The sequence below is a fragment of the Jeotgalibacillus aurantiacus genome (genome assembly GCF_020595125.1).
Lineage (GTDB): Bacteria > Bacillota > Bacilli > Bacillales > Jeotgalibacillaceae > Jeotgalibacillus > Jeotgalibacillus aurantiacus.
The window spans coordinates 33,489-59,456 of the sequence record NZ_JACNMS010000002.1 but is presented as its reverse complement, the minus strand read 5'-3'; the positions used below and the strand labels follow the sequence as shown (position 1 = coordinate 59,456).

The window sequence follows — 25,968 nt, the reverse complement described above, 5'->3', positions numbered from 1 at the left end:
ACGATCATTATTTTGTCTCACGGTGAAGCGTCACTTTCTTCAGACGTGGACTGTATTTTTTAAGTTCAATACGATCCGGGTTGTTACGCTTGTTCTTCGTAGTGATGTAATTGCGATCACCAGTTTCAGTGCAAGCAAGAGTAATGTTTACACGCATTTATTTTCCCTCCAAACATTCAAATGCTATTTCATAACTTCATTTCGATTCATACGACTTTTCAATAATACCATTAACAATAAAAAAAATCTACTGTCATTTCATGAATTACACTTTTTATTTTCACCTTATATTCCCTGCCTTACAAGACATGATACAATTATACCCGTAAACTTTTGGAGGTGATGACAATGGAGTGGACATATGTTGTGACGGCAGGTATCGGAATGCTGTTTCTGATCATTTCATTTTTCATAAAAGACCGATCTAAGCAAAATGAAGAAGAGCTGCAGGACCTTTCCATGAACCTTTATCAGGAGCTCTATCAGCTGAAAAAACGGACGAAACTGCTTGAAGAAGAACTCATGATTGAAAACAGCAGACCCGTAAAAACAGCTGTAAAAAAATCAAAACCTGTCAATGAAATCATTGTAAATCAGGTCCTATCACTACATAAACAAGGGTTAAAAGCTGAGCAGATTTCAAACTTATCATCTCTGCCGGTCAGCGAAGTCAAAACCCTGATCAAAAACAGATCGTGAGGCATCGATATGGATAAAAGATCAATGCGTACACTGGGAATCGGATTTATTTCCGCCTCCCTGCTCTTATACAGTGCAAATGAACTGACAGGAGAGTCAGCGGATGAAAACACTTTAATAGAAGAAACTGATGTTATCCTGTCTAACGAAGAATACGAAACCCTACAGCAGGAACTTACAGAGTGGGAAGACAGGGCACTCGCTGCAGAAGAAGCTGCAGCTGCAGAAGAAACTCCGGCAGAGGAGACTGCTGAAGGAGAAGCTCCGGCAACGACCCGTTTCATCCTTTCCATTGAATCCGGTATGACAACACCTGATATACGGGATCTGTTGGTGGAGTATGAATTAATTGAGGATAACGGGGAATTTGAGCAGTACTTAACGGATAATGACCTGACAGACCAGATTCAGATTGGTCAATATGACCTTAACTCATCTATGACGCCTCAGGAAATCGCAGAGATGATTACACAGTAAAGTATAATGCAGGTAATCGTTTTGAAAATCGTACCGGGGGATTCTTCCGGTACTTTTCGGATGTAATCCACATCGATATTCATTAAAATTTTGGATGAAGTGAATCTACGAGTGAATTGGCATCTAAAAAAAGCTGGCACAATTGTGCCAGCTTTTTTAGATTACTTATTCAACTCGTATCTTGTCCCTTTAACAAGGTAGAAGATATTCTCTGAGATGTTGGTTACGTGATCTGCTGCACGTTCCAGGTAACGGCAGATGAATGACAGCTGAGTGATCTGTGGCAGCTTGTCCGGATTTGTCGCGCTCACTGAGAGCAGCTCCTGGATGGTCTGACCATACAGTGCATCTACTTTATCATCAAGCTCTGCAATCTGCTTTGCCTTAATGATGTCTTCATCACGGTATGCTTCTAAGACAAGCTCAATCATTTCTGCAGTCTTTCTGTACATCTGATCAATATTTTCGATCGGTTTAACAAGAGCGTCATTTCCGATTCTGATCGTTGATTTTGCAATATTTACAGCAAAGTCCGCAATTCTTTCGAGGTCTGCAGCGATTTTAATCGCTACGATTACGCGTCGAAGATCTGTCGCAACGGGCTGCTGCTTGGCAATGAGCAGGATTGCCTGATCATTAATTTCTTCTTCTAAGCGGTTGGCTTTAATATCTTCATCCATGATCGCCAGAGACTGATCAATATTATGACCTTCCAGCGCTTCAAGTGAACGTCCTAATGCACGATGAGCAAACTCCCCAAGCTCAATAATTCTGTCATTTAGCAGCTGTAAATCCGCTTCATACTTTTCTCTTACTGACATCCTTTAATCCCCCTATTATCCGAATCGGCCTGAAATGTAATCTTCTGTTCTTGAATCTGATGGATTTGAGAAAATTTTATTTGTCTCATCATATTCCACCACTTCTCCGTTCAGGAAGAAGGCTGTCTTATCAGAAATACGTGCTGCCTGCTGCATGTTATGCGTCACGATGATGATGCTGTAGTCTTTTTTAAGATCCTGTACGAGCTCTTCTACTTTCAATGTAGAAATCGGGTCAAGAGCTGAAGTAGGCTCGTCCATCAGGATAACGTCAGGCTCAATCGCCAGACAGCGTGCAATACAAATACGCTGCTGCTGTCCACCTGATAAACCATAAGCATTCTCCTGAAGACGGTCTTTTACTTCATCCCAGATCGCTGCACCACGAAGTGATTTTTCAACGATTTCATCAAGAATTTTTTTGTTTTTGATTCCGTGAATACGTGGGCCGTACGCAATGTTATCATAGATAGACTTCGGGAATGGATTCGGCTTCTGGAACACCATTCCTACCTTTGTGCGAAGCTCTTCTACCTGATAATCCTTACCAAAGATATTTCGGTCACGGTAAATAATTTCACCTGATGTTTTTACAGATGGAATCGTCTCAATCATACGGTTTAGTGTTTTAATATAAGTTGATTTACCGCATCCTGATGGCCCGATAATCGCTGTTACTTCGTTTTCTTTAATATCTAGGTCGATGTTTTTAAGTGCGTGGTTAGACCCGTACCAAAGGTTAAGCTGATTCGTCTTATAAACAGATGCTTTTGGCCCTGTTACATTAGGCTCCTTATTTTCAAGTACATCTGATGCAGTTTTAATTTTCGTTGTCATGTTGAAAAGCTCCCTTCACCCAAATAAATTAATAACGCTTCTGATATTTGTTTCGGATAAATACTGCAATTGAATTCATGATAATCAGCAATGCCATCAATACGATGATCCCCGCGGCAGCGACATCATGGAATTCAACCTGTGGACGTTTTGTCCAGTCAAAAATCTGCATTGGCAGTGCAGTGAACGTACTCATGATTCCTTCCGGCATAAAGAAAAGAATGGTTGGGATCCCGATTACGACAAGCGGTGCTGTTTCACCAATTGCTCGTGACAGAGCAAGAATGCTTCCAGTCAGAATCCCAGGAATGGATGCCGGAAGTACAACGCGTAAAATTGTCTGCCACTTTGTAGCACCCATTGCAAATGAAGCTTCTCGCAGCTCATTCGGAACCGCTCTGATCGCTTCCTGTGATGCAACAATAATAATTGGCAGAATTAGTAGACTCATCGTTAGTCCTGCAGCAAGTATTGAAATACCAAGATCAAAGAACCGCACAAAGATTGTCAGTCCAAGTAAACCGAATACAACGGAAGGTACTCCTGCAAGATTTGAAATATTTACTTTAATTAAATCGTTAAACTTATTTTTTGTTGCGTATTCTTCAAGATAGATTGCTGTTCCAACTCCTAAAAACATGGAAACAGGAGCCACAACCAGCATTAAATAAATAGAGCCCGCTATAGCAGCTCTAATCCCTGAATCTTCCGGAATACGGGAGGCAAAGCTTGTAAAGAAGTCTAAGCTCAGATAGCCACTTCCTTGAGTGATAATACGATATAGTAAAATCGCAAGGACGATCAGACCAAACGCAGTTGCTGCAGCAAAGACACCTTTAAGCAGCGTATTTTTCGTCAGTCTTTTTTTTGTCCGCACCGCGACTTCCTCATGATTAATATACCTCATTTTAATACTCCTCTCTAAAGCGCTTGGAGATAAACTGTGCCAGCATGTTCATTAGTAATGTGAATATGAATAACGTGAATCCTACCGCATAAATACTGTAGTAAATCGTTGTTCCATATCCGGCATCACCCGTTGTTACCTGTACGATGTAAGCCGTCATCGTCTGAATGGAACCTGTAACATCCCAGTTAAATCCAGGTGTTGAGCCTGCTGCAACAGCTACAATCATCGTCTCACCAATAGCACGTGAAATAGCAAGTACAGTCGATGCCACGATTCCTGATAAGGCTGCAGGCAACACAATTTTCAATGCAACCTCAAGCTTCGTTGCACCTAACGCATAAGCACCATCTCGCATAGCATTCGGTACAGATGACATCGCATCTTCAGAAAGAGAAGCAATCATTGGAATAATCATGATCCCTACGACAATTCCCGGGCTGACTGCATTAAAGATCGCAATCTCTGGGAAAACAGAACGCAGGATCGGCGTCACAAACGTCAGCGCGAAGAATCCATAAACGATTGTCGGTACACCTGCAAGAACTTCAAGTACAGGCTTAACAATCCGTCTCACGCGATCACTCGCATACTCACTCAAATAAATGGCTGTTGCAATGCCAATCGGACCCGCAACCAGTGTAGCAATTATTGTGATCTTTAAAGTTCCAACAATTAATGGAAGAATCCCATAGGTTGGTGTTGAGTTAGCAAATGGGTACCACTCGGTCCCTGTTAAAAAGTCAAAAATATTTACCTGAGTAAAAAATGTGATCGTTTCAAAAATCAGTGTGAATACAATTCCAATTGTTGTTAATACCGAAACAACTGCAATTGCCAATAAAAGTTTAGGTATTAATTTTTCAGTGAACGCCAGAAGACCCCTATTGCTTTTCTGAGCGATCAATTCCTGAACCGAAATCTGTTTTGGTTCATTCATTGCCATGATTGAAAACCTCCTTATTTATCCAAGAACATGATGAGACGAGAAGCGCGACCTTCGCGCTTCCCGGCTCTTATTTAATTATTCACCTGCAAGTTCTTCAATTGTTGCCATATCTTCGTCATATACTTCCTGTGGTGCACTTACATAACCTACTGCTTCTGCAAGTTCAGCTGCATTTTCAATCGCAAACTTGACGAAGTCAGCAGTAGCTGGATCTTCTGCAACTGCAGAGTTGCTTACATATGTGAACAGTGGACGAGATAGTGGAGCATATTCACCAGACTCAATTGTTTCATTATTTGGTTCAACCGGACCTTCACCGTTGTCGATTGGAACAGCTTTTAACGTATCCTGATTTTCAAGATAATAAGCATACCCGAAGTAACCGATCGCATTTGGTGAACCAAGTACACCTTGTACTAGTACGTTGTCATCTTCTGAAAGAGTTGCAGAACGTACGATATCCTCTTCTTCAAGAATTACTTCATTGAAGTAGTCATACGTACCTGAGTCAGTACCCGGTGAGTAAAACTCGATTGGCTCTTCCGGCCAGCCTTCACGGATATCAGCCCATGTTTTTTCTTCTCCAGATTCAACCCACATTTCTTTTAATTCTTCTACTGTCAAGTAGTCTACCCAGTCATTTTCCTGGCTGACTACTACTGTTAAACCGTCATATGCAAGTTCAACTTCAGTGAAGTCAATTCCAGCTTCTTCAAGCCCTGCAACTTCTTCTTCTGAAATTTCACGTGATGCATTTGAGAACGCTGTTTCACCAGCGATAAATTTTTCAAAACCGCCACCAGTTCCTGAAACCCCAGATGATACCTGAACACCAGGCTGTGTAGCTGAATATTCTTCCACGATCGCTTCCATTATTGGTGCTACAGTTGAAGATCCGTCACCTTGTACTTGACCTTCAAGCTCTGCGCTTCCTGAGCCAGAACCTGCATCCCCATCGTTACCCGTTGCTGCGTCTTCTTCACCACATGCAGCAAGAAATACCGCGGAACCTAAGATTGTTGACATTGCCAAGTACTTTACACTTTTCATTCTGTAATTCCTCCTAAAGGTTTGGTTGATTTGTCCTACAGGTAATACAATAACGGTTCTCTATTAATCTCATATAAATGAAGTGTAAAGGTTTTGTAAATTGGTCGGACTTTGTCGAATAAAACGCCATAAATATTGATATATAAAGGGATAGAGGGCTCATAAAACAGATAACAAATTCCCTTGAAATATAAAAAAACCTGAATTTCAGCTAGAAATTCAGGTTTTTTTGTATTTATTATTGTCCTTCTTCTGCCTGTTCAGCCGTCACTTCGACCTGCTGATTCTCTTCTGCTCCTTCTTCGTTCATCCGTTTTTCGCGGAGCTCAAAGTATTTCGCAAGGGCAGCGGTACCTAGGTTTTCGTTTACGTCTTCACGCAGTCTGTCCGTGCCATCGTTTGGATATACCCAGGGTGCCATTACGGAGAAAGACACTTCCGGCTGATCAAAAGGTGCAAAACCGACTAAAGTAGAGTTTGTCGTTTCAGGTGGTGGAAGGTCTCGTGAACGGTAGAGGTCATTATATTTTGGTCCGAAGTAAACTACCTCGGCAGTACCGGTTTTACCACCAGCTACATAACCGTTACCGATAAAATCACGACCTGTTCCTTCGGTTCCATTAAATGACCTGTAGAAACCTTCTTTAATACGATTTAATTCATACTCAGTGTTGTTAAGTTTATTCAATACTTCTGGTTTCGTTGCTTTTACGATTGGGCCAAGTGTTTCATTATCAGAGCTTGGTTCCCGAATTTCCTTTACAATTTGAGGAGCTACTCTGTTTCCACCATTAATAATTGTCGATACATACTGCACCATTTGCATTGGTGTATATGTATCAAACTGACCAATAGCTAAATCTAGCAATTTACCTGGGTTTAGGTCAGCTGGATTGTTAGTTTGATAACCCACACTTTCTCCTGGCAGATCTATACCTGTTTCACTTCCTAGACCAAACTGCGCATAATAATTTCTCATTTTAGTAAAGGCACTAGGACCAATATCAATTGGCTGGTTAGGACGATAGTTGGCTCCAGCTATTTTAATCGCTATATCGAACATATAACCATTTGATGACTTTTCAAGAGCATACAAATCTGTCATTGTTCTTGGAGAAAACCAGGATGATTTTACAGGGGTACTTGCTATTTCAAACGGTCGATCGTACATCGTGTAGCCCGGTTCAATTGCACCATCCTGATAACCGGCAAGTATAGTTGCTCCCTTAATACTAGATCCAGCCTCATAAGCACTCGTAAATGTTCCAATGTGGTAATCCTGAATCTCATATCCTGTATCTGTTTCTACATATTGTTTCCCTACCATCGCCAGAATTTCACCGGTGAATGGATCGGTCATGACGAAAAACAAACGGTCGAGCAGATTACGTCCAGGATTTTGTTTAAGGCGGATCAGTTCGTCCTCAACGATTTTTTCGAGCTCTTTCTGAAGTTCTATATCAATAGAAAGAACAAGGTCTTTCCCGCGCTCACCTTCCTGGATAAGCTGAGAATCAATGACGTTCCCTGCTTTATCTGTGATTGTTCTTACTTTTGATTTTTGCCCCTGGAGCACCTCTTCATATTGCAGCTCCAGATAACTTGTACCTACGCGGTCATTTCGGGCATAATCTCTGGCTAAATAGTATTCCAGTTTGTTTTCTGGTATTGCGCGCACACTTCCCAGTACAGAGCGCAACACATCTCCATATGGATATTCACGCTCCCAGTCAACAGTCGTATTCACACCAGGCAGCGAACCGAGATGTTCACTCACTGTTGCAAACTCTTCGTCCGTAACACCTTCATTTTTAATAATTTGAGGCGACAGATTATATCCCGTCTGCATCTCTCTGAAAACAGCGAGAACCTCCAGCTGCTGTGGAGTGAGTTCAGCTAACTCCTCTTCCGTGATACGCTCTCTGATCAGCGCATCATATTCGTTCTGTTCGAGCTCTCCTTCATCATATAGAGCCTGTTCTTCTTCTGTAATTTTTGCCTTCGCACGTTCTTCATTTTCCCGGATCCAGAAATCCTGTTTATCACGAAGCGTAATACTGTCCGTATCCATTTCAATCATACCCGCCAAACGTTCAGCGACCATTAGCATTTCTTCCTGCTCAGTCTGCTGTGTTTTCGTGTATGTAATCGCATTGACAGGTTTATTATCAACAATTACTTTACCATTACGGTCAAAGATTTTTCCGCGTGGCACACTGGAATTAACGACAACTTCCTCCGTTCGCTCCAGCTGACGTGAAAAATCCTCACCGTTAACAATTTGTAATACACCGAGCCTTAAGATCAGCATTGAGAACATCACAAATACTGCAAAGAACAAAATATTCATCCGGTTGGATAAAAAATTCTTTTTCTTCTTTTTCGTTTTTTGGCTTCGGGATGGGTTCTTTGTCAATGAAGAGCCTCCCTTCCTAATTCTTTACTTCTATTATCTTATAAGAAAAATGAAATATTCGCCAGAGAGGAATGTCCTTTTTCACGAAAAGGTCAAAAAAATCTTCTGCCTGTCAACAGGCAGAAGATTTTTGAGCGTTATTATTTTGCTGAAGCGTAAAGCTTATCAACTGCATTCCAGTCCACTACGCTCCAGAAAGCGTTGATGTAGTCAGGACGCTTGTTCTGATACTTCAGGTAGTATGCGTGCTCCCAAACATCAAGACCAAGGATTGGCGTCTTACCATCTGTCAGCGGTGAATCCTGATTTGGTGTGCTTGTTACTTCAAGCTCTCCGTTATTGACAACAAGCCACGCCCAGCCTGAACCGAAGCGGCCTGCGCCAGCAGCAGCGAATTCTTCTTTGAATTTGTCAAAGCTGCCGAACTTGTCATTGATCGCTGAAGCAAGATCACCTGTTGGCTCTCCTCCGCCATTTGGAGAAAGGATCTTCCAGAAGAATGAGTGGTTAGCGTGTCCACCACCGTTGTTGCGGACTGCTGTACGGATTGATTCCGGTACGCTGTTAAGATCTGCAACAAGCTCATCAATTGATTTCGACTGAAGATCGTCGTGGCCTTCCAGCGCATCGTTTAATTTTGTTACGTAAGTATTGTGGTGCTTTGTGTGGTGGATATTCATTGTTTCCTTGTCAAAATGCGGTTCTAGTGCATCATAAGAGTAAGGTAAATCTGGTAATGTGTAAGCCATAATTGAATTCCTCCTGTATGTAGTCTGTTTTTTTGTCCGCAAGTAGCGGTTTCATCTGTTTCAGATTACCAAATAACAAAGAAGCATTCAATTAATAAGCTCTTACATTAGACACTTACTATATGAATAGGACAAAAATCAGGATCATCACTGCCTGAACCGTCCCTTTTGTGGCAACGGACGTGATAAATCCAATAAGAGATCCGAATCCGATTTTAACTGCCTGTTTAAATTCTGTCCGATTCACGATCAGTTCACCTGCTACCGCTCCAATAAAAGGACCGGCGATGATCCCGAGCACCGGAATGACAAAAGGGCCGATTAAAAGACCGATTGTACTTCCCCAGATCCCGGCTTTTGAACCACCAAACCTTTTGACGCCAAACATATTTGACACGTAATCCGCTCCGAACAGCAGGATAATAAACAGCCCCTGGATCGTCCAGAACAGCCAGTTAAACGGTTCAAACGAAAAGAACACGCCATATAGAATAAATCCAAGTAAGATAAAGACAACACTCGGAATGATGGGATAAACAAGGCCGACAAACGCAATCATAAATGAAAGAATGATGATAACCCAAAATAAAGGTTCTATAATAGTTCACTCCTTTTAATAATACTTAACAGTTTATATACGTGATTCAAATTAAAAAGTTTCATCAATGAATAAACACATCATAGCTTGCCCCAATAAGGATAACGAGGTATAGATATATCTTAAAATAAAAATTAATCAACAAAAAAGCCGGCAGAGGCCGGCTTTTTCAAATGATTAGTTACGAATACCAAGTACTGCTTCAGCAATGTTGGCAGAATGGTCACCGATTCGCTCAAGATTTGACACGATATCTACAAACACAATGCCGGCCTGTCCGGTACAACGACCTTCGTTCAGACGGACAATATGCTTTTTACGGAATTTACGCTCCATTTTATCGATTAAATCTTCTTTCTCTGCTACCGTACGGGCAAGTGCCTGATCATTTGCATCAAGTGCTTCAATTGCCTGTGAGACAGCTTCAATCGTTAATGTGAACATTTCATTTAAATCTTCCATTGCATCCTCAGTCAGCTTCACTTTGTTGGCCTGCTGATAATCAACAAGTTCAATCACATTTTCAAAGTGGTCACCGATGCGCTCGATATCACGCACTGTATCCATCAAGATTGAATGGCGTTCTGATTCCTGCGCAGAAAGCTGAGTTGCAGAAAGCTTTACAAGATATTCTGTAATTTTATTATCAAGATTATTAATCGCATCCTCGACCTGATAACCGAGTTCAGCGTTTTTCTTATTTTTCGTTTTCAAGTACTCATAAGACTCATTTAATCCCTGAACAGCAAACTGTCCCATTCGAAGAACTTCTTCCTTCGCCTGACCAAGCGCAATGGAAGGTGACTGTTCAATAAAGTGTGGATCAAGGTGTTTTGGTTTGAACTCCACAAGAACATCCTGACCTGGCACAAGCTTCGTTACAATCAGTGCAAGAACTGCAATGAACGGGAATTGAATCAACGTATTGACGATATTAAATGTTCCGTGTGCAAAAGCGATCTGCATCGCAGGTTCGAGCTGTAGGAACTGATCGATCCAAACGATAAATGACGTGAACGGAATCAACAGGATTAAGAATAATGTTGATCCAATTACGTTGAACATCACGTGAACGGCGGCCGCTCTTCTGGCTGCTACAGAAGCACCAATTGAGGCCAATACTGCCGTAATCGTTGTACCAATGTTATCTCCAAAAAGTACTGGTAATGCTGCATCAAGTTCAATTAGACCTTCGGAATATAAACTCTGCAAAATCCCGATCGTTGCACTTGAACTTTGTACGATCACTGTAAATACCGTACCAACAACCACACCAAGAATCGGAATTTCACTCATGCTCTGAGTCAGATCAATAAATGTCTGAAGCTCACGAAGTGGCTTCATTCCCTCTCCCATTAACTCAAGTCCATAGAAAAGAGCACCAAAACCAAAAAAGACCTGTCCAAGATTATTTAACTGTGCTTTCTTCACGAAGAAGAGTAAGAATGCACCGACAGCAATAATCGGAAGTGCATAGGCACCAATATCAAATCCAATGATAAACGCAGTAACAGTTGTACCGATGTTTGCCCCCATGATAACTCCAATTGCCTGGCGGAGTGTCATAAACCCGGCACTTACCAATCCGATGACGATAACGGTTGTTCCTGAACTCGACTGAATCAGGATCGTTACGACAATACCTGCTAACACACCCATGAATGGATTTGTTGTAAAACGGTCAAGAATCGCTCTCAGACGATCCCCGGCAGACTTTTGAAGTCCGTCTCCCATTGTTTTAATACCAAAAAGAAAGATCCCAAGTCCCCCGATAAACATAAAGAAGACTTCTTGCCAATTCACTTCCATGTTTTCAACCCCTGTAAACAAATTTAGACAAACTTCTTGAAAACCCTCCACAATTATTAATTCTTTTAACGATATAAGTAAAGGGGTAAAATAAAATCTTTACAATCGGTTAATAATAGAGGCTTTATATTACAATAATGTTACAAAGGTTCCTTATTCACGAATCGTTCATTTGCCCTCTGAACGCTTATAAACGTACAATATAACTACTATAGAGCGTTATCAGTTGGGGGTTCACGCATTGAATATTTTTAAACAGTTTTATAAAAGCTTATACTCACCGAAAGATATTTCCCGCTTCAGGTTTCAGGGAATTGGAAAAACCATTTTATATTTATTCATTCTCGCATTTATCAGTTCCATTCCTGCCATGGTACAGATCATCTCAGTCGGCAATACGGTCTTTAATGAAGGAGATGAAATTCTGAGAGAACAGATGCCGGCTTTTGAAGTAACAGACGGCACCCTTCAGACAGAAACAGATGAAGAAGTGACGATCCGAAACAGCGGATTTACGATTATTGTTGATGGTACCGGAGAAATGTCGGCAGAGGATTTACAGGGCACTCTTAATACGGCGGCATTGCTTAGAGACGGCGTTGCAGTTTCAGCCGGTGCAGGTGTGCAGGAATATCCATACAGCACCTTTACAGGGTTCACATTCAGTAACGAAGGTCTCTCCTCGCTTCTTTCTTCTATAGAAGGAGCAAAAGTGATTATTTATGCGTTTATCTTTTTATTCATTTATATTATTGGCGCAGGATTGCTTTTTATTAAAACTTTATTTTTCGCATGGATTGGAACGATTATGGCCAAATCAGCAGAGCGCAGACTTGTGCACCGCCAGAGCTTCAGAATTGCTGCATACAGTTCAACACTGCCGGTTACGTTTTTCCTGATTACGGATATTGCGGGTTCCGTGATTCCGTTTGCGACTTTAATTAACTGGTTTGTCACAACGATGGTGCTATACCTGGCGATTAAAGAGATTCCCAAGCCTAAGAGGAAAACAAAAGAGACAGCTTAGGCTTAAGGCTGACCAGATTATTTATAAATACAATAAGAGCCGGTTCGATTCTCCTGTAAGAGAAACGAACCGGCACTATTTTTATGACGCTTCTTCTTTATTGCTGAGCGTAGCTGTTTTTAAATGAGTGGACAGCTCATACAGCCTTCCAGCGATTTCTGATGATTCAAGAATACGCCGCTCCTGCTGTGCAATCATGCCGTTCATTTCGGCTGTCCGGCTGTGTGTTTTTTCAGCTATAGCAGAAACGGATTCTGTTGTCTCCTTCAATTGTGGCAGGGTTTCTTTAAAGAGCGTTGCCTGTTCCTGCAGTTCTTCAATTCTGCTTTCAGATTCTTCAATTTGCGACACCATTTCATTGAAGAAGGATAGTCCATGTAATGATTCATCGAGCGTCTGTTTTGACTCATCGGCAATTAACAGGAAGTCATGCTCCGTCCGCCTGCTGATCTCCTGAAGAAATGCCATAGACTCATCGATATTTTGAACGGCTTTTGATGACTGCTCAGCAAGCATCCCGACTTCTTTTGCCACGACTGCAAATCCCGCTCCACTTTCTCCAGCCCGGGCTGCCTCAATAGATGCATTTAATGAGAGAAGACGTGTTTTGTCTGCGATGGTTTTGATAAAAAGAGCCGCTTCGTTCGACACTTCAGCCTGTTTTCTCATTTGTACGATCGTGTCTTTCAGCGGCATCATTTTCACGACTGCCTGTTCCATGGCCGCTTTTAATTGATCAACGCTTTTTTCCCCGTCAATTCTTTTTTCCTTCAGCAGTGAATTAATTTCATTTAATTCCTGTAAATCAGCGAGCATAAGATTGAGCTGTTCCGACATATTGTAAAAGGCGGACAGGCTTTTGCCTGACTCTTTTGCTGTATCCTCTGCACCAAGATGAATACCATTTACTTTTTGTTTAATTGGAGAAAGTGAATGAACAAGTTCATCCGAGCTTTTACGCAGACTGATTCCTGACTGATTTAACTGATCACCTGTATGCAGAAGTTCAGTGATCAGATTACCTATTGTATGTATTGTAACGGTATAGCTTTTCTGCAGAGACACAATCTCAGGAATCGTTGTCTGGATCTTGAGACGACCACCTGTGAAATCTCCGTTACGCACTTTTCTCATCTCTTCACGCAGTAATGAGATGGGACGACTGATGGAACGGACTGTCAGCATCATTAAAATAAATGCGATTAAGCTTGTGATAACGGCTGTTCTGATGATAGAGCCTGCAAGTGCTGTCTGTTCACTTAAATAATTTTCTTTTGGAATCGCAATCGTATAGATTCCTTTCAACTCCTGAATGTTGAAGTAAGAAAGCGTATAGCGCTCTCCACCCACTTCACCATCCGTGGTTCCCTTCCCCTCCGACAATATAGACGTCTGCAGTTCCTCCGGAAGGGTCAATGGTGTATCTGCGGTTAAAGGCTGTGGCCCTTCAGGCGTCAGTAGAAAAATGGAAGCGGCAAGTCCATCCTGTGACAGGTTCGCCTTCTGCTGGTTTATCAATTGTTTCGTTTTATTTAAAAACTGCTCTTCATTTCCTGGATAGGCGAGCATGGCATTTTTCACGAGTTCATTTGCGATCGTCGCTTCCCGTTCCAGCCTCTGGGCCATCAGTTTCTCAGCCGATTCTACTGAGGCGTTATATCCCATTACACCTATGTAAGCAGTTGATCCTACTATTAACATCATTAAAACGACCGTTAATCTTAATGATAAAGAAAGCTTTCCAAGAACCCGGCTTAAACCAGCCTTCCAATACTTCTTTAATTTCCGTGACAGTTCTAAAATGCGCGTTTTCATGTCATATTTCCCCCAACTGTTTTATAGGTCTATTATCACTAATTTCTTTTAATTTTCCATAACCTGTTTGTTAAGTCTTTGTAAATAAAAACGTCTAGATGGAGGATTCGATGAAAAAATTGCTGCTGTTTTTATTACTGATCATCAGTCTGTACAGCTGTTACTGGGATCTGACAACCGGTTCCATTGATCCATCATTATTTAAAATCACAGAGATAACGGAATGTGAGCTGTAATAAAATCTTCTGCACACTCATTTTCTTGTACATGCTGATTCAACACTGTTAGAATAAAGAAGAAACAATATTATAGGATGCTTAAAAAGGAGCGAATACCTTTGGGTGAAATTACACATCGTTCAAACACTCGTCCCGTTAAAGTCGGGGATTTAACTATTGGCGGTAACAATGAATTAGTCATTCAAAGTATGACAACAACTAAAACGCATGACGTTGAAGCAACGGTTGCTGAAATTAAACGTCTTGAGGAAGCCGGCTGTCAGATTGTCCGTGTAGCATGTCCGGATGAGCGTGCGGCTGATGCGATTCCTGAAATTAAAAAGCGAATTAATATCCCGCTTGTCGTTGATATTCATTTTGATTACAAGCTGGCTTTAAAAGCTATTGAAGGCGGAGCGGATAAAATCCGGATTAACCCTGGTAATATCGGTCGCCGTGAGAAGGTCGAAGCTGTTGTAAAAGCAGCCAAGGAAAAGAACATCCCGATCCGGATTGGTGTAAATGCCGGAAGTCTCGAGCGGAAAATCCTCGAGAAATACGGATATCCTACTGCAGACGGCATGGTGGAAAGTGCCCTTCATCATATTAAAATCCTGGAAGACCTTGATTTCCACGATATTATCGTTTCGATGAAAGCTTCAGATGTAAATCTGGCTATTGAAGCATACGAAAAAGCAGCAAAAGCATTTGACTACCCGCTTCACCTCGGTATTACTGAGTCGGGCACATTATTTGCAGGTACAGTAAAAAGTGCTGCAGGTCTTGGCGCAATCCTGAGTAAGGGGATCGGTAATACGCTTCGTATTTCACTGAGCGCGGATCCGGTTGAAGAGGTTAAAGTGGCAAGAGAACTGCTCAAGTCATTTGGTCTTGCTTCAAATGCGGCAACCTTAATCTCCTGCCCAACTTGCGGACGTATTGAAATTGATCTGATTTCAATTGCGAACGAAGTAGAGGAATACATTTCTACCATTAAAGCACCGATTAAAGTCGCAGTGCTTGGCTGTGCAGTAAACGGCCCGGGTGAAGCGCGTGAAGCGGATATCGGAATCGCAGGTGCCAGAGGAGAAGGCCTGCTGTTTATGAAAGGGAAAACAGTGCGCAAGGTACCTGAGGAAACTATGGTGGAAGAGCTTAAGGTTGAAATTGATAAACTGGCTGAAGAACATTACCGCAAACAGGCTGAAGAAGCCGCAGCCAATGCCTGATCAAATCATAGTAAAAAAACACGGATGAGTTGCATCCGTGTTTTTCTTTTTATCATATATATCCGGGTCTGTCATCAATTCCAGCCGTTAAAACAATGGATAGATCAGCAGTCCGAGCACGATTGATATCGCCCCTAACACAATCCCTGCTCCACCAGACATTTTACCGTCAGATCGTCTCGCTGCGAATCCAAGAATAATCGCCAGTGCCCCAAATAGTACCGGTGCAGTAAAAAAGGCGATGATACCCGTAATGATCGACGCATACCCAAGCCACATGCCACGATTCGTATTCTTAATCACACCATCTCTTTTTCTTTCCGTATCGTCAGGTGTCTCTGTGTACCATGCAGGACTTACCCTCGAAAGCTCCGAGCCCATTTCTTCATCATACCTGTTTTCCTGAAGGCTTTTTTCATCTTTTTTCTCCATTTTGTCATTATCCATTCACTTCCCCTCCTTCCCGGAATAATCCTAGGGTGTCCATGAATAAACTTCATTATGACTGGAAAATATTCTTCATCATTTGTGATACAATAATACATAGCTTATTAAAGGAGATTTTGCACATGAAAAAGCGACTTGGCATTGATATTGATGGAACCGTCACCTGTCCCTCTTCATTGATCCCGCATATTAACCGGGCTTTCAACCGCAGTTTAACGTTAGAAGATATAAAGGAATATGATTTAACCAAAGCGCTTCCTGATATTCATCCATCACGCTTTTCAGAATGGTTTCAGGAAACAGAAGCGGACATTTACCGCTCCTCTCCAATACACAATGACGCAGATGAAGTCCTGACAAACTGGAAAAAGGAATTTGAACTGTTTTTTATCAGTGCCAGAGGAGGTCAGCACCTGGAGCTGACTAAAAAATGGTTTGATGAGCAGGAGATTGATTATGATCACATCGAGTTAATCGGATCACATAATAAGCTTGATGCTGTGGATCAGCACAATATTGATCTTTTTCTTGAGGATAAGCATGATAACGCGGTGATGATTCATGAGGCGTTTTCGATTCCGGTTATTTTGTTTGATACGCCTTATAATCAGGATCCGATCCCGGATGGTGTGATCAGGGTAAGGAGCTGGGCTGAGGCGCATCAGTGGGTGATGCAGTGGGAGAAGGCTTTAAAGAAATCACTTAGATGAGTGTTGTTAGATAACCGGGCAGGTGCCATCCTTCGCTTTCCGCGGCCGCGCGGTGAGCCAGCTAATGCTCCGCATTACGCTGTCTCACCTGTCGCTCCTCTGCCGCAGGAGTCTACGGATGGCACCTGCCCTTATATTTGATTTTTTCTAAAAAACCTTTATTAAATTTATACATATTAACACCCCCTGTGATTTTCACAGGGGGTGTTGTTGTTTCTATATATCGCTGGGTATCAAAAGTTTACGCCTGACATTCGGGGCATGTGCCGTAGATTTCGAATTTGTGGCCGGAGATTTCGTAGCCGGTCAGGTTTTCTTCGAGTACGGACATGGGACACATATGGATTGATTTTGTTTTTCCGCAGTCCATGCAAATAAAGTGGTGATGGTGATGTCCGCTGCTGCAGACAAAACGGAAGTGCTTTTCTCCGGATAGTTCCGTTTCCTCAAGGATACCGAGTTCGGCAAAGAGTGACAGGTTCCGGTAGATTGTATCAAAGCTCAGACCGCTGAAATAAGGGTTCATTGATTCCAGCACTTCACGGGCCGTCATGTAGCGGTCGTGTTTTTCAAATAACTCAAGCATATGCTGTCTCTTTCCGGTATGCTTGTAGCCTTCTTCTTTTAATAAATCCATTGCTTCCTGAAGATTCATTGCGTTTCACCTCACTGTTATTTTCTCATGGTCTGCCATTTTTTAAAAGCGATCGATGTCAGGAGAATCAGAATAGATGACACAACGATCGTTCCTCCCGGTGCAAGGTCCAGATAAAAGGCACTGAATAACCCGGCAATCACGGCGATTTCACCGAACACAACTGAAAGGATGATGGTTTGTTTAAACCCTCTTGCCACTCTCATCGCTGCTGCGACAGGAAGTGTCATGAGTGAGGATACGAGCAGGATACCGACAATCCGCATTGAACCAGCAATCACAAGTGCCGTGATAACCATAAAGATTAAATGGAGTGCACCTGTCTGCAGTCCGGAAGCTTTACTGAATTCTTCATCGAAGGATAAAAGGAAAAGCTCCTTGTAAAGAATCGTGACTAGTGCAATAACGATCACCGCAATTCCGATAATTAAATAAAGGTCACTGCGACTGACTGCACTTACACTGCCAAAAAGATAACTGAAAAGGTCTGTATTAAATCCGTCAGCCAATGAAATAAAAATAACCCCGATCCCGATTCCACCGGATAAAATGATCGGTATCGCCAGCTCCTGATAATGCTTGTACACATTTCTGAGTCTCTCAATAAAGAGCGATCCTGCTACTGAAAAGCCCATTCCAAGCCATAATGGATTGAGTCCATTAAAAGCGACAAATGTTTTACTTAACAACAGGCTTGCCGCAATCCCGGACAGCGTTACGTGACTTAACGCATCTGCAATTAATGATAATCGTCTGACCACGATAAACGCCCCGAGTAATGGCGCAATCACACCGATCAGCAGTCCTGAGAGAAAGGCGTTTTGTAAAAATTCATATTGAAAGATGGCATCTATCATGGTGTCACCTCATGACCATGATCGTGATCATGATGAAGACTGTGAACATCATGACCGTAAAACAGTGATAATTCATCGTCTTTTACCTGATCAAAATCTTCTGCGCTGCCATGAAAATGCAGGGTATTATTCAGGCAGGCGACGTGTGTTACTTTATTTGAAATCGTACCTGTATCATGCGTAACGAGTAAAAGGGTAATCCCAAGTTCTTTATTCAAACGGTCGAGCATATTGTAAAAGGTCTGTACATTTTTCACATCAACCCCGACTGTCGGTTCATCGAGTATGAGCACATCCGGATCACTGACAATGGCCCGGGCAATAAATACACGCTGCTGCTGACCGCCTGAGAGCTCCCCGATGTTTCGGGTCATAAAGTCTTCCATTCCGACAGCATGGATCGCACGCTCAATCTGAGGTCTTGATTTTCTGCCGATCATCTTAAAAAGCCCCGTCTTTTTTGTCAGCCCGCTCGCCACAACTTCATAAACCGTCGCAGGGAAACCGGTGTTAAATGAGTTTGCCTTTTGAGAGACGTAGCCGATTTTCTCCCACGCTTTAAATTTGGCAAGGGGTTCACCAAATAAAAATACTTCACCATTTTTAGGTTTTAATAATCCAAGAATTAATTTTAGCATCGTTGATTTTCCGGATCCGTTCGGGCCTACGATACCGAGAAAGGATCCTTTAGGGATCTCCAGATTGATGTCTGTTAATACCTGTTCTTTATCATAGCGATACGAAACATTTTGGAGTTCAATGACGTTTGTCATTTTCTCATCCCTTTCGAACTAGAATGATTCCGATTTAACAAATCATCAGTATACACCTGATCAGAGTGAAAGTAAATAAAAGAATACTGACATTGAAAGGAGGTGACAGGATGACCTGGATTCCACCCTTTTTGATCAGTAAAATTAAATCTTTTACACCTGAACATATTAAAAGCTACGCCAAAACAACCGGCGTATACCTGACGGATCAGGAATGTAAGATTATTCATCAGTTCATACACAGTAATGAATTCGATTTTTTTGATTCAGCGAACCGGGATCAATTAATTTCTGAAAGCATGAAAAAGCTTGGCCCAGAACGCACTAACGAACTGTTAAAGCTTTTTTAAAAGAAAAAGCTGTGAGGTGCGTGCCTCACAGCTGATTTATAATATCGTCGAGTACTTCTTCACGGAATGTCCGGTTACGAAGCATTTCGATTTCATATTTATATGGCGGTTTTTTATCCTTTTTATCTTCACCAACATAGGGCGTTTCCAAAATCTTTGGAATGTCCTTGAAGACGTCATGATGAACGATATAATCGAGCGCTTTAAACCCGATATGCCCGAAGCCGATATTTTCGTGACGGTCCTTCGAAGCACCTTTTGGATTTTTGCTGTCATTGACGTGAAGAACTTTAATACGGTCCAGACCGACAATCCGGTCAAACTCTTCAAGAACACCGTCGAAGTCATTGACGATATCATACCCCGCATCATGCACGTGGCATGTATCAAAGCAGACTGAAAGCTTTTCATTATGCGTAACACCATCGATGATTCTCGCGATTTCTTCAAAACTCCGGCCGCATTCAGACCCTTTACCTGCCATCGTCTCCAAGGCAACCTGAACGGTCTGGTCCTTCGTTAACACTTCGTTCAACCCTTCAACAATCCGATCAATTCCCTTATCCACTCCCGCTCCAACATGGGCGCCTGGATGCAGAACGATTTGTTTTGAACCGAGCGCTGCTGTGCGTTCCGTTTCTGATCGCAGGAAGTTGACACCAAGTTCAAATGTTTCCGGCTTCGTTGTGTTCGCAATATTAATGATGTATGGCGCATGAACAACAATATCTGCAAGGCCATTTTCGTTCATGTGCTTAAGGCCTGCCTCAATATTCAATTCTTCTATAGGTTTTCTTCTTGTATTCTGAGGGGCTCCGGTGTAGATCATAAAGGTGCTGGAGCCGTAAGAGGCTGCTTCTTCACTCGCAGCCAGCAGCATTTTCTTGCCGCCCATAGACACGTGAGAACCGATTTTTAACATCCTGAATCTCCCCCATTGATTAATTGTTGTTTCGTCTGTTTTTTCTGCGTTCTTTCTTTTTAATCTGTTCCATCTTATACTTCATTTTCTTTTTATAGCCAGGCTTGACCTTTTTTGGCTTTCTGACTAGTGATTTCGCTTTCTGATCCGTTTCATTTTCCGTTTTCACACGGTTTGAACGTTTATGACGGTCATTCAGCGTTACCCATTCACCATTTTTTACTTCCTGGTGTTTAAACGTAATGCCTTTTTTCTCAATCTGATTTAATGCATCTTCATCTGATGGCTCATAGATTGTAATCGCTGTACCTGATGAACCGGCACGTGCCGTACGACCAACACGGTGAATGAAGAAATCAAGGTCAGACGGGATTTCATAGTTAATGACATGGCTGACACCCGGGATATCAATCCCGCGGGCTGCCAGATCCGTTGCCACAATGTACTGATACTCAAGGTCGCGGATCTGCTTCATCATTTTATTACGCTCACGCGGAGCCAGTCCACCGTGAACGCGCCCTACACGAAGTCCTTTTTCAAGCAGTTTATCCGCCACTTCATCCGCTTTTGACTTTGTATTTGTAAATACGATGGCAAGGTAAGGATTAATAGAAGTCAGGATCTGATAAAGCACCGTATCTTTCGTCTTACTTTTCTGTGGCACAATGACAAATTCAATATTTTCAGCCTGAATCTGCTTAGGCTCAATATGAGCATACTGAGGGTTTTCCATATACTTTTTAAGGAACGGCTTCAGCTTCTCAGGAATGGTTGCGGAGAACACAAGAATCTGAAGTTCCTCCGGCATTCTTGAAGCGATCTGATCCACGTCTTCTAAAAAGCCCATTTCAAGCATCAGATCTGCTTCATCAATGACGATGGAAGTTGCTGTATGAATGAGTAAAGCCTGTTCTTTAATTAAGTCATTGATCCGGCCCGGCGTTCCAACCACAATCTGAGGCTGAGTCTTCAGCTTTTCAATCGCGCGCTGTTTATCCGTTCCGCCGACAAAAAGCTTGCTCTGAATCGCAGTTCCATCTGTCAGATGCTTCACTTCAGCATGGATCTGCTTGGCAAGCTCTCTTGTTGGTGCTGTTACGACAACCTGTACCTGTTGACGTTCCTCTTCAACCTGATCTACAAGCGGAAGCAGATAAGCATGTGTTTTACCTGTTCCGGTCTGGGATTGTCCAATGGCACTCTGGTTTTTTCTGATCATTGGAATCATTTTTTCCTGAATGGCAGTCGGGGCATGAAACCCGAGTTTATCTATCGCATCCATAATAAATGGTTTGAAATCATATTGTTTAAATGATGATGACATCATAGTCACTCCTTCTGTTCGCGTCAAAACTTAATTATAATCAACTTCAGACCAAAAAGCTACAGTGAATCCACCTTTCCAAAAGTAAAGGCATTTGCATAAACTATAATACGTTCTTAAGAAGGGAGATGACAGCTTGTATCAGCAGCGATTTTACGGACGTCCCCCACTCCCCCGTCAGCCTGTATTTCCGTTTCAGCAGACGGGGTATCAGACAGCCGGAACAGGGGTATTGTCCGGTCTGACCAAAAACCTGTCACTGGATTCCATACAGTCTTTTGCCGGCAATGCACAAAAAATGATCAATTCAGCCAATCAGTTCATGCCCCTCATTCATCAATATGGTCCTTTAATTAAAAATTTCCCCGCTATGTGGAAATTATACCGTTCGTTAAATGATGAACCAGACGGAGGGTCAGAGGCAGTTAAAGAAATCGATGAAGGTCAATATGATCAAAATTTGTCCGGACTGGATGAAAAAAAGCCAAGACGCTCTCCCGCACAAATCAAATCATCGGTACCGAAGCTGTATATATGACAGCTTTTGTTTGTTCCTGTCTGTTATCTGCTTTATACTGAATGTATAAAGTCTTACGTTCAGGAGGATTTTGATGAATACGATTAAAATAACCCCCCGCGGTTACTGCTATGGTGTTGTGGATGCCATGGTGATTGCCCGCAACGCAGCACTCGATAAAACATTGCCGAGACCTATCTACATTCTGGGAATGATTGTTCATAATAAACATGTGACAGATGCATTTGAAGAAGAGGGGATTATCACCCTAGATGGTGAAAATCGCAAAGAGATCATTGAACAGGTGGATGGAGGAACCGTTATTTTCACTGCTCACGGAGTCTCGCCGGAAGTCAGGGAAATCGCCAAACAACGTGGCCTTGTCTCTATCGATGCAACGTGTCCCGATGTTACACGCACACACGACCTGATCCGCCAGAAAAAGGCTGAAGGCTATCATGTCATCTATATCGGGAAAAAAGGCCATCCGGAGCCTGAGGGTGCGCTTGGCGTTGCACCGGACATTGTCCATTTAATTGAAAAACCTGAAGATGTTGAAACACTCGAAGTAAACAACGACAAAATCATCGTGACGAACCAGACGACCATGAGTCAATGGGATGTAGCTGAAGTGATGGAGCGTGTGATGGAGAAGTACCCGCATACAGAAGAGCATAAGGAAATCTGTCTGGCTACACAGGTACGCCAGGAAGCTGTCGCAGAACAGGCAGGCGCAGCAGATCTCTTAATTGTTGTTGGCGATCCAAAGAGTAATAACTCCAACCGTCTCGCACAGGTTTCAAAGGAAATAGCCGGAACACCAGCCTACCGTGTGTCCGATGTATCTGAAATTAATCACGAATGGCTGCTTGACTGCGAAACCGTTGCCGTTACAGCAGGTGCCTCAACACCAACACCAATCGTAAAAGAAGTCATGAACTATATTGCACAATTCGATCCGGAAGATCCTTCTACATGGAAAGGTGAAAAGCAGGTACCGCTTGAGAAAATCCTGCCTAAAATCAAAACACCAACAAAACCGGAAACGATTATGCCTTATTCAAACTGATAAAAAACAGGACCCGCTTAATGCGGGTCCTGTTTTCACGTTGTTGAATTTCTAAATCGTGCCAGTTCATTCCTTCGCTTTTCGCGGCCGCGCGGTTAGCCAGCTAATGCTCCGCATTACGCTGTCTCACCTGTCGCTTCTCTGCCGCAGAAGTCTACGGAATGACCTGGCACTAGTTGTACATAATGACATGAATTGTATTTAATTATGTTCCTTCTATCAATATGGAAACTTGAATAGCATGATTTCAATGATTCAATTCCTTTCAACTGTAGCAACATAAAAATTAAACAAATTTAAAAGGTTCTGTTGACAGCGCGGAAGGAATGAAGTCGATTTCGAATCCTTGTTTTTCTGCCATTTCTGAAAGCTGTTTTGCCAGACCTTTTTTCATGACCTTCTCCACGTGGTGCCCCGGATCAATGATGGAAAGCCCTAAAGCCTCTGCGTCCTGCGCTGTATGGAAGTCAATATCACCGGTAATATAAACGTCTGCTCCTGAGAATCTGGCTGACTGCATATATTTACTTCCCATCCCGCCAAGAACAGCTGCCTTCTTGACGAGTTTATCATGATCGCCTGTTACGCGCACCATTGGCACATCCAGGGTTTGTTTCACTTTTTCTGCAAAGTCTTTCAGCGAGACCGGTTCAACGGCACCGACACGGCCTAGTCCGTATTTCTCACCCGGCATTGACTGCTCAAATACATCATAAGCCGGTTCTTCATATGGGTGTGACTGCTTCAACGCTTTAAGGACCTTCTTTTCAAGAGATGCTTGATAGATCACTTCAATTTTCACTTCTTCTACGGATTCAACGACTCCTGATGTTCCGATAAACGGGTCAGAACCGGCACCAGGCTTGAATCTTCCTGTTCCATTAGAGGTAAATGAACAATCTGAATAATCACCAATCTGTCCTGCACCAGCTTCTGCGAGAGCTGATCTGACTGTCTCTTCGTGTGTACCAGGTACGAAAACAATCAGTTTTTTGTATTTATCCTCAAAAGTCGGTACGAGCACTTGAGGATTTTGAATACCAAGCTTTTCAGCGAGCCAGTCATTGACTCCGCCTTTTGTAATATCAAGGTTGGTATGCGCCGCAAATACAGTAAGGTCATGTTTAATAATTTTCTCAATGACTTGTCCTGATGGCTCCTCCAAATTAATTGAACGAAGCGGCCGGAAAATAAGCGGATGATGTGCGATGATCATCCCTGCACCTGATTTAATTGCTTCTTCCACGATTTCATTTGTCACATCAAGTGTAAGGAGTACTTTATCGACTTTCCTGTTCAGTCTGCCGACCTGAAGACCAACCGGGTCTCCTTCCATGGCAAGATGCTTAGGGGAAAATTGCTCCATCAACTGGACGACCTGATGTCCGTTCATCTGGCGCTTCATTTGATTTCCTCCTCAATCAGCCTGATTTTTCCGTCTAGTTCTTCTAAACGTTCAAGGTTTTTATTACTTTGACCTGCTTTTTCGATTTGTTCTTTAATCTTTCTCATTTGCGCCAATTCCTGCAGCCACTTCTTTTTGAAAACGGCTGACTTTTCAACCCTCAGGTATGGACCGAAAAGCAGGTCCTGACCATTCAACGGTTTCTTTTCAGTCGTCAGGTCCGCTACAATTACTTCATAAATTTTTTGATCCTCTTCAAGAATTTCTTCATTTGTAATCGTCCAGCCGTTTTCCTGCAGCCATAAACGAATCGAAATTCCGCTGATATTCGGCTGGAGGATAAGACGCTGCACCCCCGGAAGGTGATTTTTTCCGGTTTCCAAAATATCAGCAATTAATGGTCCACCCATCCCTGCAATGGTGACGGCCGTGACTTCGTGAGGGGAAATGACCGATAATCCACTGCCCTTTCTTACCTCTATATGATCTGTTAATCCATCTTCCTGTACCTGACTGACAGCGGATTGAAAAGGACCTTCAACAATTTCGCCTGCAATTGCTTTTATGATTTTGCCTGACTTGACAAGATAACACGGCAGGTAGGCATGGTCCGATCCTATATCTGCTACGACGGCTCCTTCCGGCACATATTTTGCAACGGTTTCAAGCCGTTTTGACAACTGACTGCTGTTCATATATACACATCCTTTTATTCAGAAAAAAGGAGCGGTACCGTCAATCGGCCGCTCCTTTTTACCTTATCATTGATACCGGCTTGAAACAAATTATGCAGCGTCTTCCTCAGTGCCTTCTTCTGTTTCTTCACCAGATCCGCCTTCTTCAGAGCCTTCTTCAGTTCCCTCTTCAGAACCTTCCTCTGCTCCTTCTTCACCGCCGCCTTCAGCGCCGATTTGTGATACCCACTCAGCCATCGCCTGAGCATTTTCCTGCGGTACAAGACCTGATGGCATTGCACCACGGCCGTTTACAAGAATGTCAGCGATTTCATCTACTGAAAGTCTTTCCCCAACGCCTACAAGTGATGGGAAACCGTTACCGCCTTCATAGTTTTCACCGTGACAGCTGATGCAGGCATTCTGATACGTTGCTTCAGGATCAAAATCTCCGGCAGCTTCTCCGCCGCCACCTTCACCTTCGCCGCCGCCTTCTTCTTCCTGTGCCATCTCTTCAGAATCATCAAGACCCTGAACGGACATAAAGAATACTACGCCGAAGCCCAATACCATAATGAGTAAAAATGGAATAATCGGATTCTTATTCATGTATAACCCTCCCTTTTAAGAAAAACTATGTAATTATCAACCCTATAATAGCAGG

General features: G+C 42.6%; 29 protein-coding genes. 9 read left to right on the top strand and 20 right to left on the bottom strand.

The features are described 5' to 3' along the window. Window positions 1–7: 7 nt before the first annotated feature. A complete protein-coding gene (gene rpmG, locus H7968_RS05025) occupies window positions 8–157 on the bottom strand; it encodes a 50S ribosomal protein L33 (protein WP_039809691.1) in 150 nt (49 codons plus the stop codon). A gap of 191 nt (window positions 158–348) precedes the next feature. On the opposite strand from rpmG, the gene H7968_RS05020 reads away from it, so the two are divergent. Further along, window positions 349–699, top strand: a complete 351-nt coding sequence (locus tag H7968_RS05020) for a hypothetical protein (RefSeq protein ID WP_227395149.1) — start codon at window positions 349–351, stop codon at window positions 697–699. Between the two features lie 9 nt (window positions 700–708). Continuing rightward, on the top strand, window positions 709–1,176 hold the full coding sequence (locus H7968_RS05015; protein WP_227395148.1) for a hypothetical protein: 468 nt from the start codon (window positions 709–711) through the stop codon (window positions 1,174–1,176). A gap of 161 nt (window positions 1,177–1,337) precedes the next feature. Here H7968_RS05015 and phoU read toward each other — a convergent pair whose 3' ends face one another. The 9 genes from phoU to H7968_RS04970 all read right to left on the bottom strand — a co-directional run bounded on the left by phoU (window position 1,338) and on the right by H7968_RS04970 (window position 11,312). Continuing rightward, a complete protein-coding gene (phoU, locus tag H7968_RS05010; protein ID WP_227395147.1) occupies window positions 1,338–1,997 on the bottom strand; it encodes a phosphate signaling complex protein PhoU in 660 nt (219 codons plus the stop codon). 15 nt (window positions 1,998–2,012) lie between these two features. Beyond that, entirely contained in the window at window positions 2,013–2,834 is an 822-nt protein-coding gene (gene pstB / locus H7968_RS05005) for a phosphate ABC transporter ATP-binding protein PstB (protein WP_227395146.1), read from the bottom strand. Window positions 2,835–2,862: 28 nt separating this feature from the next. Beyond that, the gene (gene pstA / locus H7968_RS05000) at window positions 2,863–3,741 is read right to left on the bottom strand and encodes a phosphate ABC transporter permease PstA (RefSeq protein ID WP_227395145.1); all 879 of its coding nucleotides are present in this window, start codon (window positions 3,739–3,741) and stop codon (window positions 2,863–2,865) included. Window position 3,742: 1 nt separating this feature from the next. Then, window positions 3,743–4,687: a phosphate ABC transporter permease subunit PstC gene (gene pstC, locus H7968_RS04995; protein ID WP_227395144.1), complete on the bottom strand. Its 945-nt coding sequence runs from the start codon at window positions 4,685–4,687 to the stop codon at window positions 3,743–3,745. A 78-nt stretch (window positions 4,688–4,765) separates the two neighbouring features. Further along, entirely contained in the window at window positions 4,766–5,740 is a 975-nt protein-coding gene (locus H7968_RS04990) for a PstS family phosphate ABC transporter substrate-binding protein (RefSeq protein ID WP_227395143.1), read from the bottom strand. A 238-nt stretch (window positions 5,741–5,978) separates the two neighbouring features. After that, window positions 5,979–8,090, bottom strand: coding sequence for a penicillin-binding transpeptidase domain-containing protein (locus tag H7968_RS04985; RefSeq protein ID WP_406566395.1), 2,112 nt, complete (start codon window positions 8,088–8,090; stop codon window positions 5,979–5,981). A gap of 206 nt (window positions 8,091–8,296) precedes the next feature. Beyond that, window positions 8,297–8,905 (bottom strand): superoxide dismutase, encoded by a 609-nt coding sequence (locus tag H7968_RS04980; protein ID WP_227395141.1) that lies wholly within the window; start codon window positions 8,903–8,905, stop codon window positions 8,297–8,299. 118 nt (window positions 8,906–9,023) lie between these two features. After that, window positions 9,024–9,464 (bottom strand): DUF456 domain-containing protein, encoded by a 441-nt coding sequence (locus H7968_RS04975; protein ID WP_264476641.1) that lies wholly within the window; start codon window positions 9,462–9,464, stop codon window positions 9,024–9,026. Between the two features lie 216 nt (window positions 9,465–9,680). Continuing rightward, the gene (locus H7968_RS04970; RefSeq protein WP_227395140.1) at window positions 9,681–11,312 is read right to left on the bottom strand and encodes a Na/Pi cotransporter family protein; all 1,632 of its coding nucleotides are present in this window, start codon (window positions 11,310–11,312) and stop codon (window positions 9,681–9,683) included. A gap of 241 nt (window positions 11,313–11,553) precedes the next feature. Between H7968_RS04970 and H7968_RS04965 the strand changes: the two genes are divergently transcribed. Continuing rightward, window positions 11,554–12,339, top strand: coding sequence for a DUF1189 domain-containing protein (locus H7968_RS04965; protein ID WP_227395139.1), 786 nt, complete (start codon window positions 11,554–11,556; stop codon window positions 12,337–12,339). Window positions 12,340–12,420: 81 nt separating this feature from the next. Here the strand turns inward: H7968_RS04965 and H7968_RS04960 are convergent, their stop codons facing one another. After that, the gene (locus H7968_RS04960; RefSeq protein WP_227395138.1) at window positions 12,421–14,154 is read right to left on the bottom strand and encodes a methyl-accepting chemotaxis protein; all 1,734 of its coding nucleotides are present in this window, start codon (window positions 14,152–14,154) and stop codon (window positions 12,421–12,423) included. Window positions 14,155–14,264: 110 nt separating this feature from the next. Here H7968_RS04960 and H7968_RS17995 point away from each other — a divergent pair, with 110 nt between their 5' ends. Together H7968_RS17995 and ispG are read left to right on the top strand one after the other, a co-directional pair. Continuing rightward, entirely contained in the window at window positions 14,265–14,390 is a 126-nt protein-coding gene (locus H7968_RS17995; protein WP_264476640.1) for a hypothetical protein, read from the top strand. A gap of 110 nt (window positions 14,391–14,500) precedes the next feature. Continuing rightward, the gene (gene ispG / locus H7968_RS04955) at window positions 14,501–15,601 is read left to right on the top strand and encodes a flavodoxin-dependent (E)-4-hydroxy-3-methylbut-2-enyl-diphosphate synthase (protein ID WP_227395871.1); all 1,101 of its coding nucleotides are present in this window, start codon (window positions 14,501–14,503) and stop codon (window positions 15,599–15,601) included. A gap of 87 nt (window positions 15,602–15,688) precedes the next feature. On the opposite strand, the gene H7968_RS04950 is transcribed toward ispG, so the two are convergent. Next, on the bottom strand, window positions 15,689–16,048 hold the full coding sequence (locus H7968_RS04950) for a DUF4190 domain-containing protein (protein ID WP_227395137.1): 360 nt from the start codon (window positions 16,046–16,048) through the stop codon (window positions 15,689–15,691). Between the two features lie 122 nt (window positions 16,049–16,170). Between H7968_RS04950 and H7968_RS04945 the strand changes: the two genes are divergently transcribed. Then, window positions 16,171–16,758, top strand: a complete 588-nt coding sequence (locus tag H7968_RS04945) for a 5' nucleotidase, NT5C type (RefSeq protein WP_227395136.1) — start codon at window positions 16,171–16,173, stop codon at window positions 16,756–16,758. A gap of 241 nt (window positions 16,759–16,999) precedes the next feature. On the opposite strand, the gene H7968_RS04940 is transcribed toward H7968_RS04945, so the two are convergent. From H7968_RS04940 to H7968_RS04930, 3 genes are read right to left on the bottom strand one after another with little or no spacing between them, the layout of a single operon-like run. Continuing rightward, window positions 17,000–17,413, bottom strand: coding sequence for a Fur family transcriptional regulator (locus tag H7968_RS04940; RefSeq protein ID WP_227395135.1), 414 nt, complete (start codon window positions 17,411–17,413; stop codon window positions 17,000–17,002). A 17-nt stretch (window positions 17,414–17,430) separates the two neighbouring features. After that, on the bottom strand, window positions 17,431–18,270 hold the full coding sequence (locus tag H7968_RS04935) for a metal ABC transporter permease (protein WP_227395134.1): 840 nt from the start codon (window positions 18,268–18,270) through the stop codon (window positions 17,431–17,433). Next, complete coding sequence (locus H7968_RS04930) at window positions 18,267–19,043, bottom strand: metal ABC transporter ATP-binding protein (RefSeq protein WP_134376644.1); 777 nt, start codon at window positions 19,041–19,043, stop codon at window positions 18,267–18,269. Before H7968_RS04930 ends, H7968_RS04935 begins: the two co-directional genes overlap by 4 nt. A 110-nt stretch (window positions 19,044–19,153) precedes the next feature. Here H7968_RS04930 and H7968_RS04925 point away from each other — a divergent pair, with 110 nt between their 5' ends. Continuing rightward, a complete protein-coding gene (locus H7968_RS04925) occupies window positions 19,154–19,393 on the top strand; it encodes a DUF2624 family protein (protein WP_227395133.1) in 240 nt (79 codons plus the stop codon). Between the two features lie 25 nt (window positions 19,394–19,418). Here the strand turns inward: H7968_RS04925 and H7968_RS04920 are convergent, their stop codons facing one another. Further along, a complete protein-coding gene (locus H7968_RS04920) occupies window positions 19,419–20,315 on the bottom strand; it encodes a deoxyribonuclease IV (protein ID WP_227395132.1) in 897 nt (298 codons plus the stop codon). A gap of 19 nt (window positions 20,316–20,334) precedes the next feature. Next, window positions 20,335–21,642: a DEAD/DEAH box helicase gene (locus H7968_RS04915; protein ID WP_227395131.1), complete on the bottom strand. Its 1,308-nt coding sequence runs from the start codon at window positions 21,640–21,642 to the stop codon at window positions 20,335–20,337. A gap of 133 nt (window positions 21,643–21,775) precedes the next feature. On the opposite strand from H7968_RS04915, the gene H7968_RS04910 reads away from it, so the two are divergent. Both H7968_RS04910 and H7968_RS04905 read left to right on the top strand, forming a co-directional pair. Continuing rightward, complete coding sequence (locus H7968_RS04910; RefSeq protein WP_227395130.1) at window positions 21,776–22,177, top strand: YqfQ family protein; 402 nt, start codon at window positions 21,776–21,778, stop codon at window positions 22,175–22,177. Between the two features lie 73 nt (window positions 22,178–22,250). Next, entirely contained in the window at window positions 22,251–23,225 is a 975-nt protein-coding gene (locus H7968_RS04905; protein WP_227395129.1) for a 4-hydroxy-3-methylbut-2-enyl diphosphate reductase, read from the top strand. Window positions 23,226–23,511: 286 nt separating this feature from the next. Here H7968_RS04905 and H7968_RS04900 read toward each other — a convergent pair whose 3' ends face one another. From H7968_RS04900 to cccA, 3 genes are all read right to left on the bottom strand, one after another. Beyond that, the gene (locus H7968_RS04900; protein ID WP_227395128.1) at window positions 23,512–24,630 is read right to left on the bottom strand and encodes a Nif3-like dinuclear metal center hexameric protein; all 1,119 of its coding nucleotides are present in this window, start codon (window positions 24,628–24,630) and stop codon (window positions 23,512–23,514) included. Next, the gene (locus H7968_RS04895; RefSeq protein ID WP_227395127.1) at window positions 24,627–25,325 is read right to left on the bottom strand and encodes a tRNA (adenine(22)-N(1))-methyltransferase; all 699 of its coding nucleotides are present in this window, start codon (window positions 25,323–25,325) and stop codon (window positions 24,627–24,629) included. Before H7968_RS04895 ends, H7968_RS04900 begins: the two co-directional genes overlap by 4 nt. Window positions 25,326–25,415: 90 nt before the next feature. Then, window positions 25,416–25,913, bottom strand: coding sequence for a cytochrome c550 (gene cccA, locus H7968_RS04890; RefSeq protein WP_406566365.1), 498 nt, complete (start codon window positions 25,911–25,913; stop codon window positions 25,416–25,418). Window positions 25,914–25,968 lie beyond the last annotated feature (55 nt).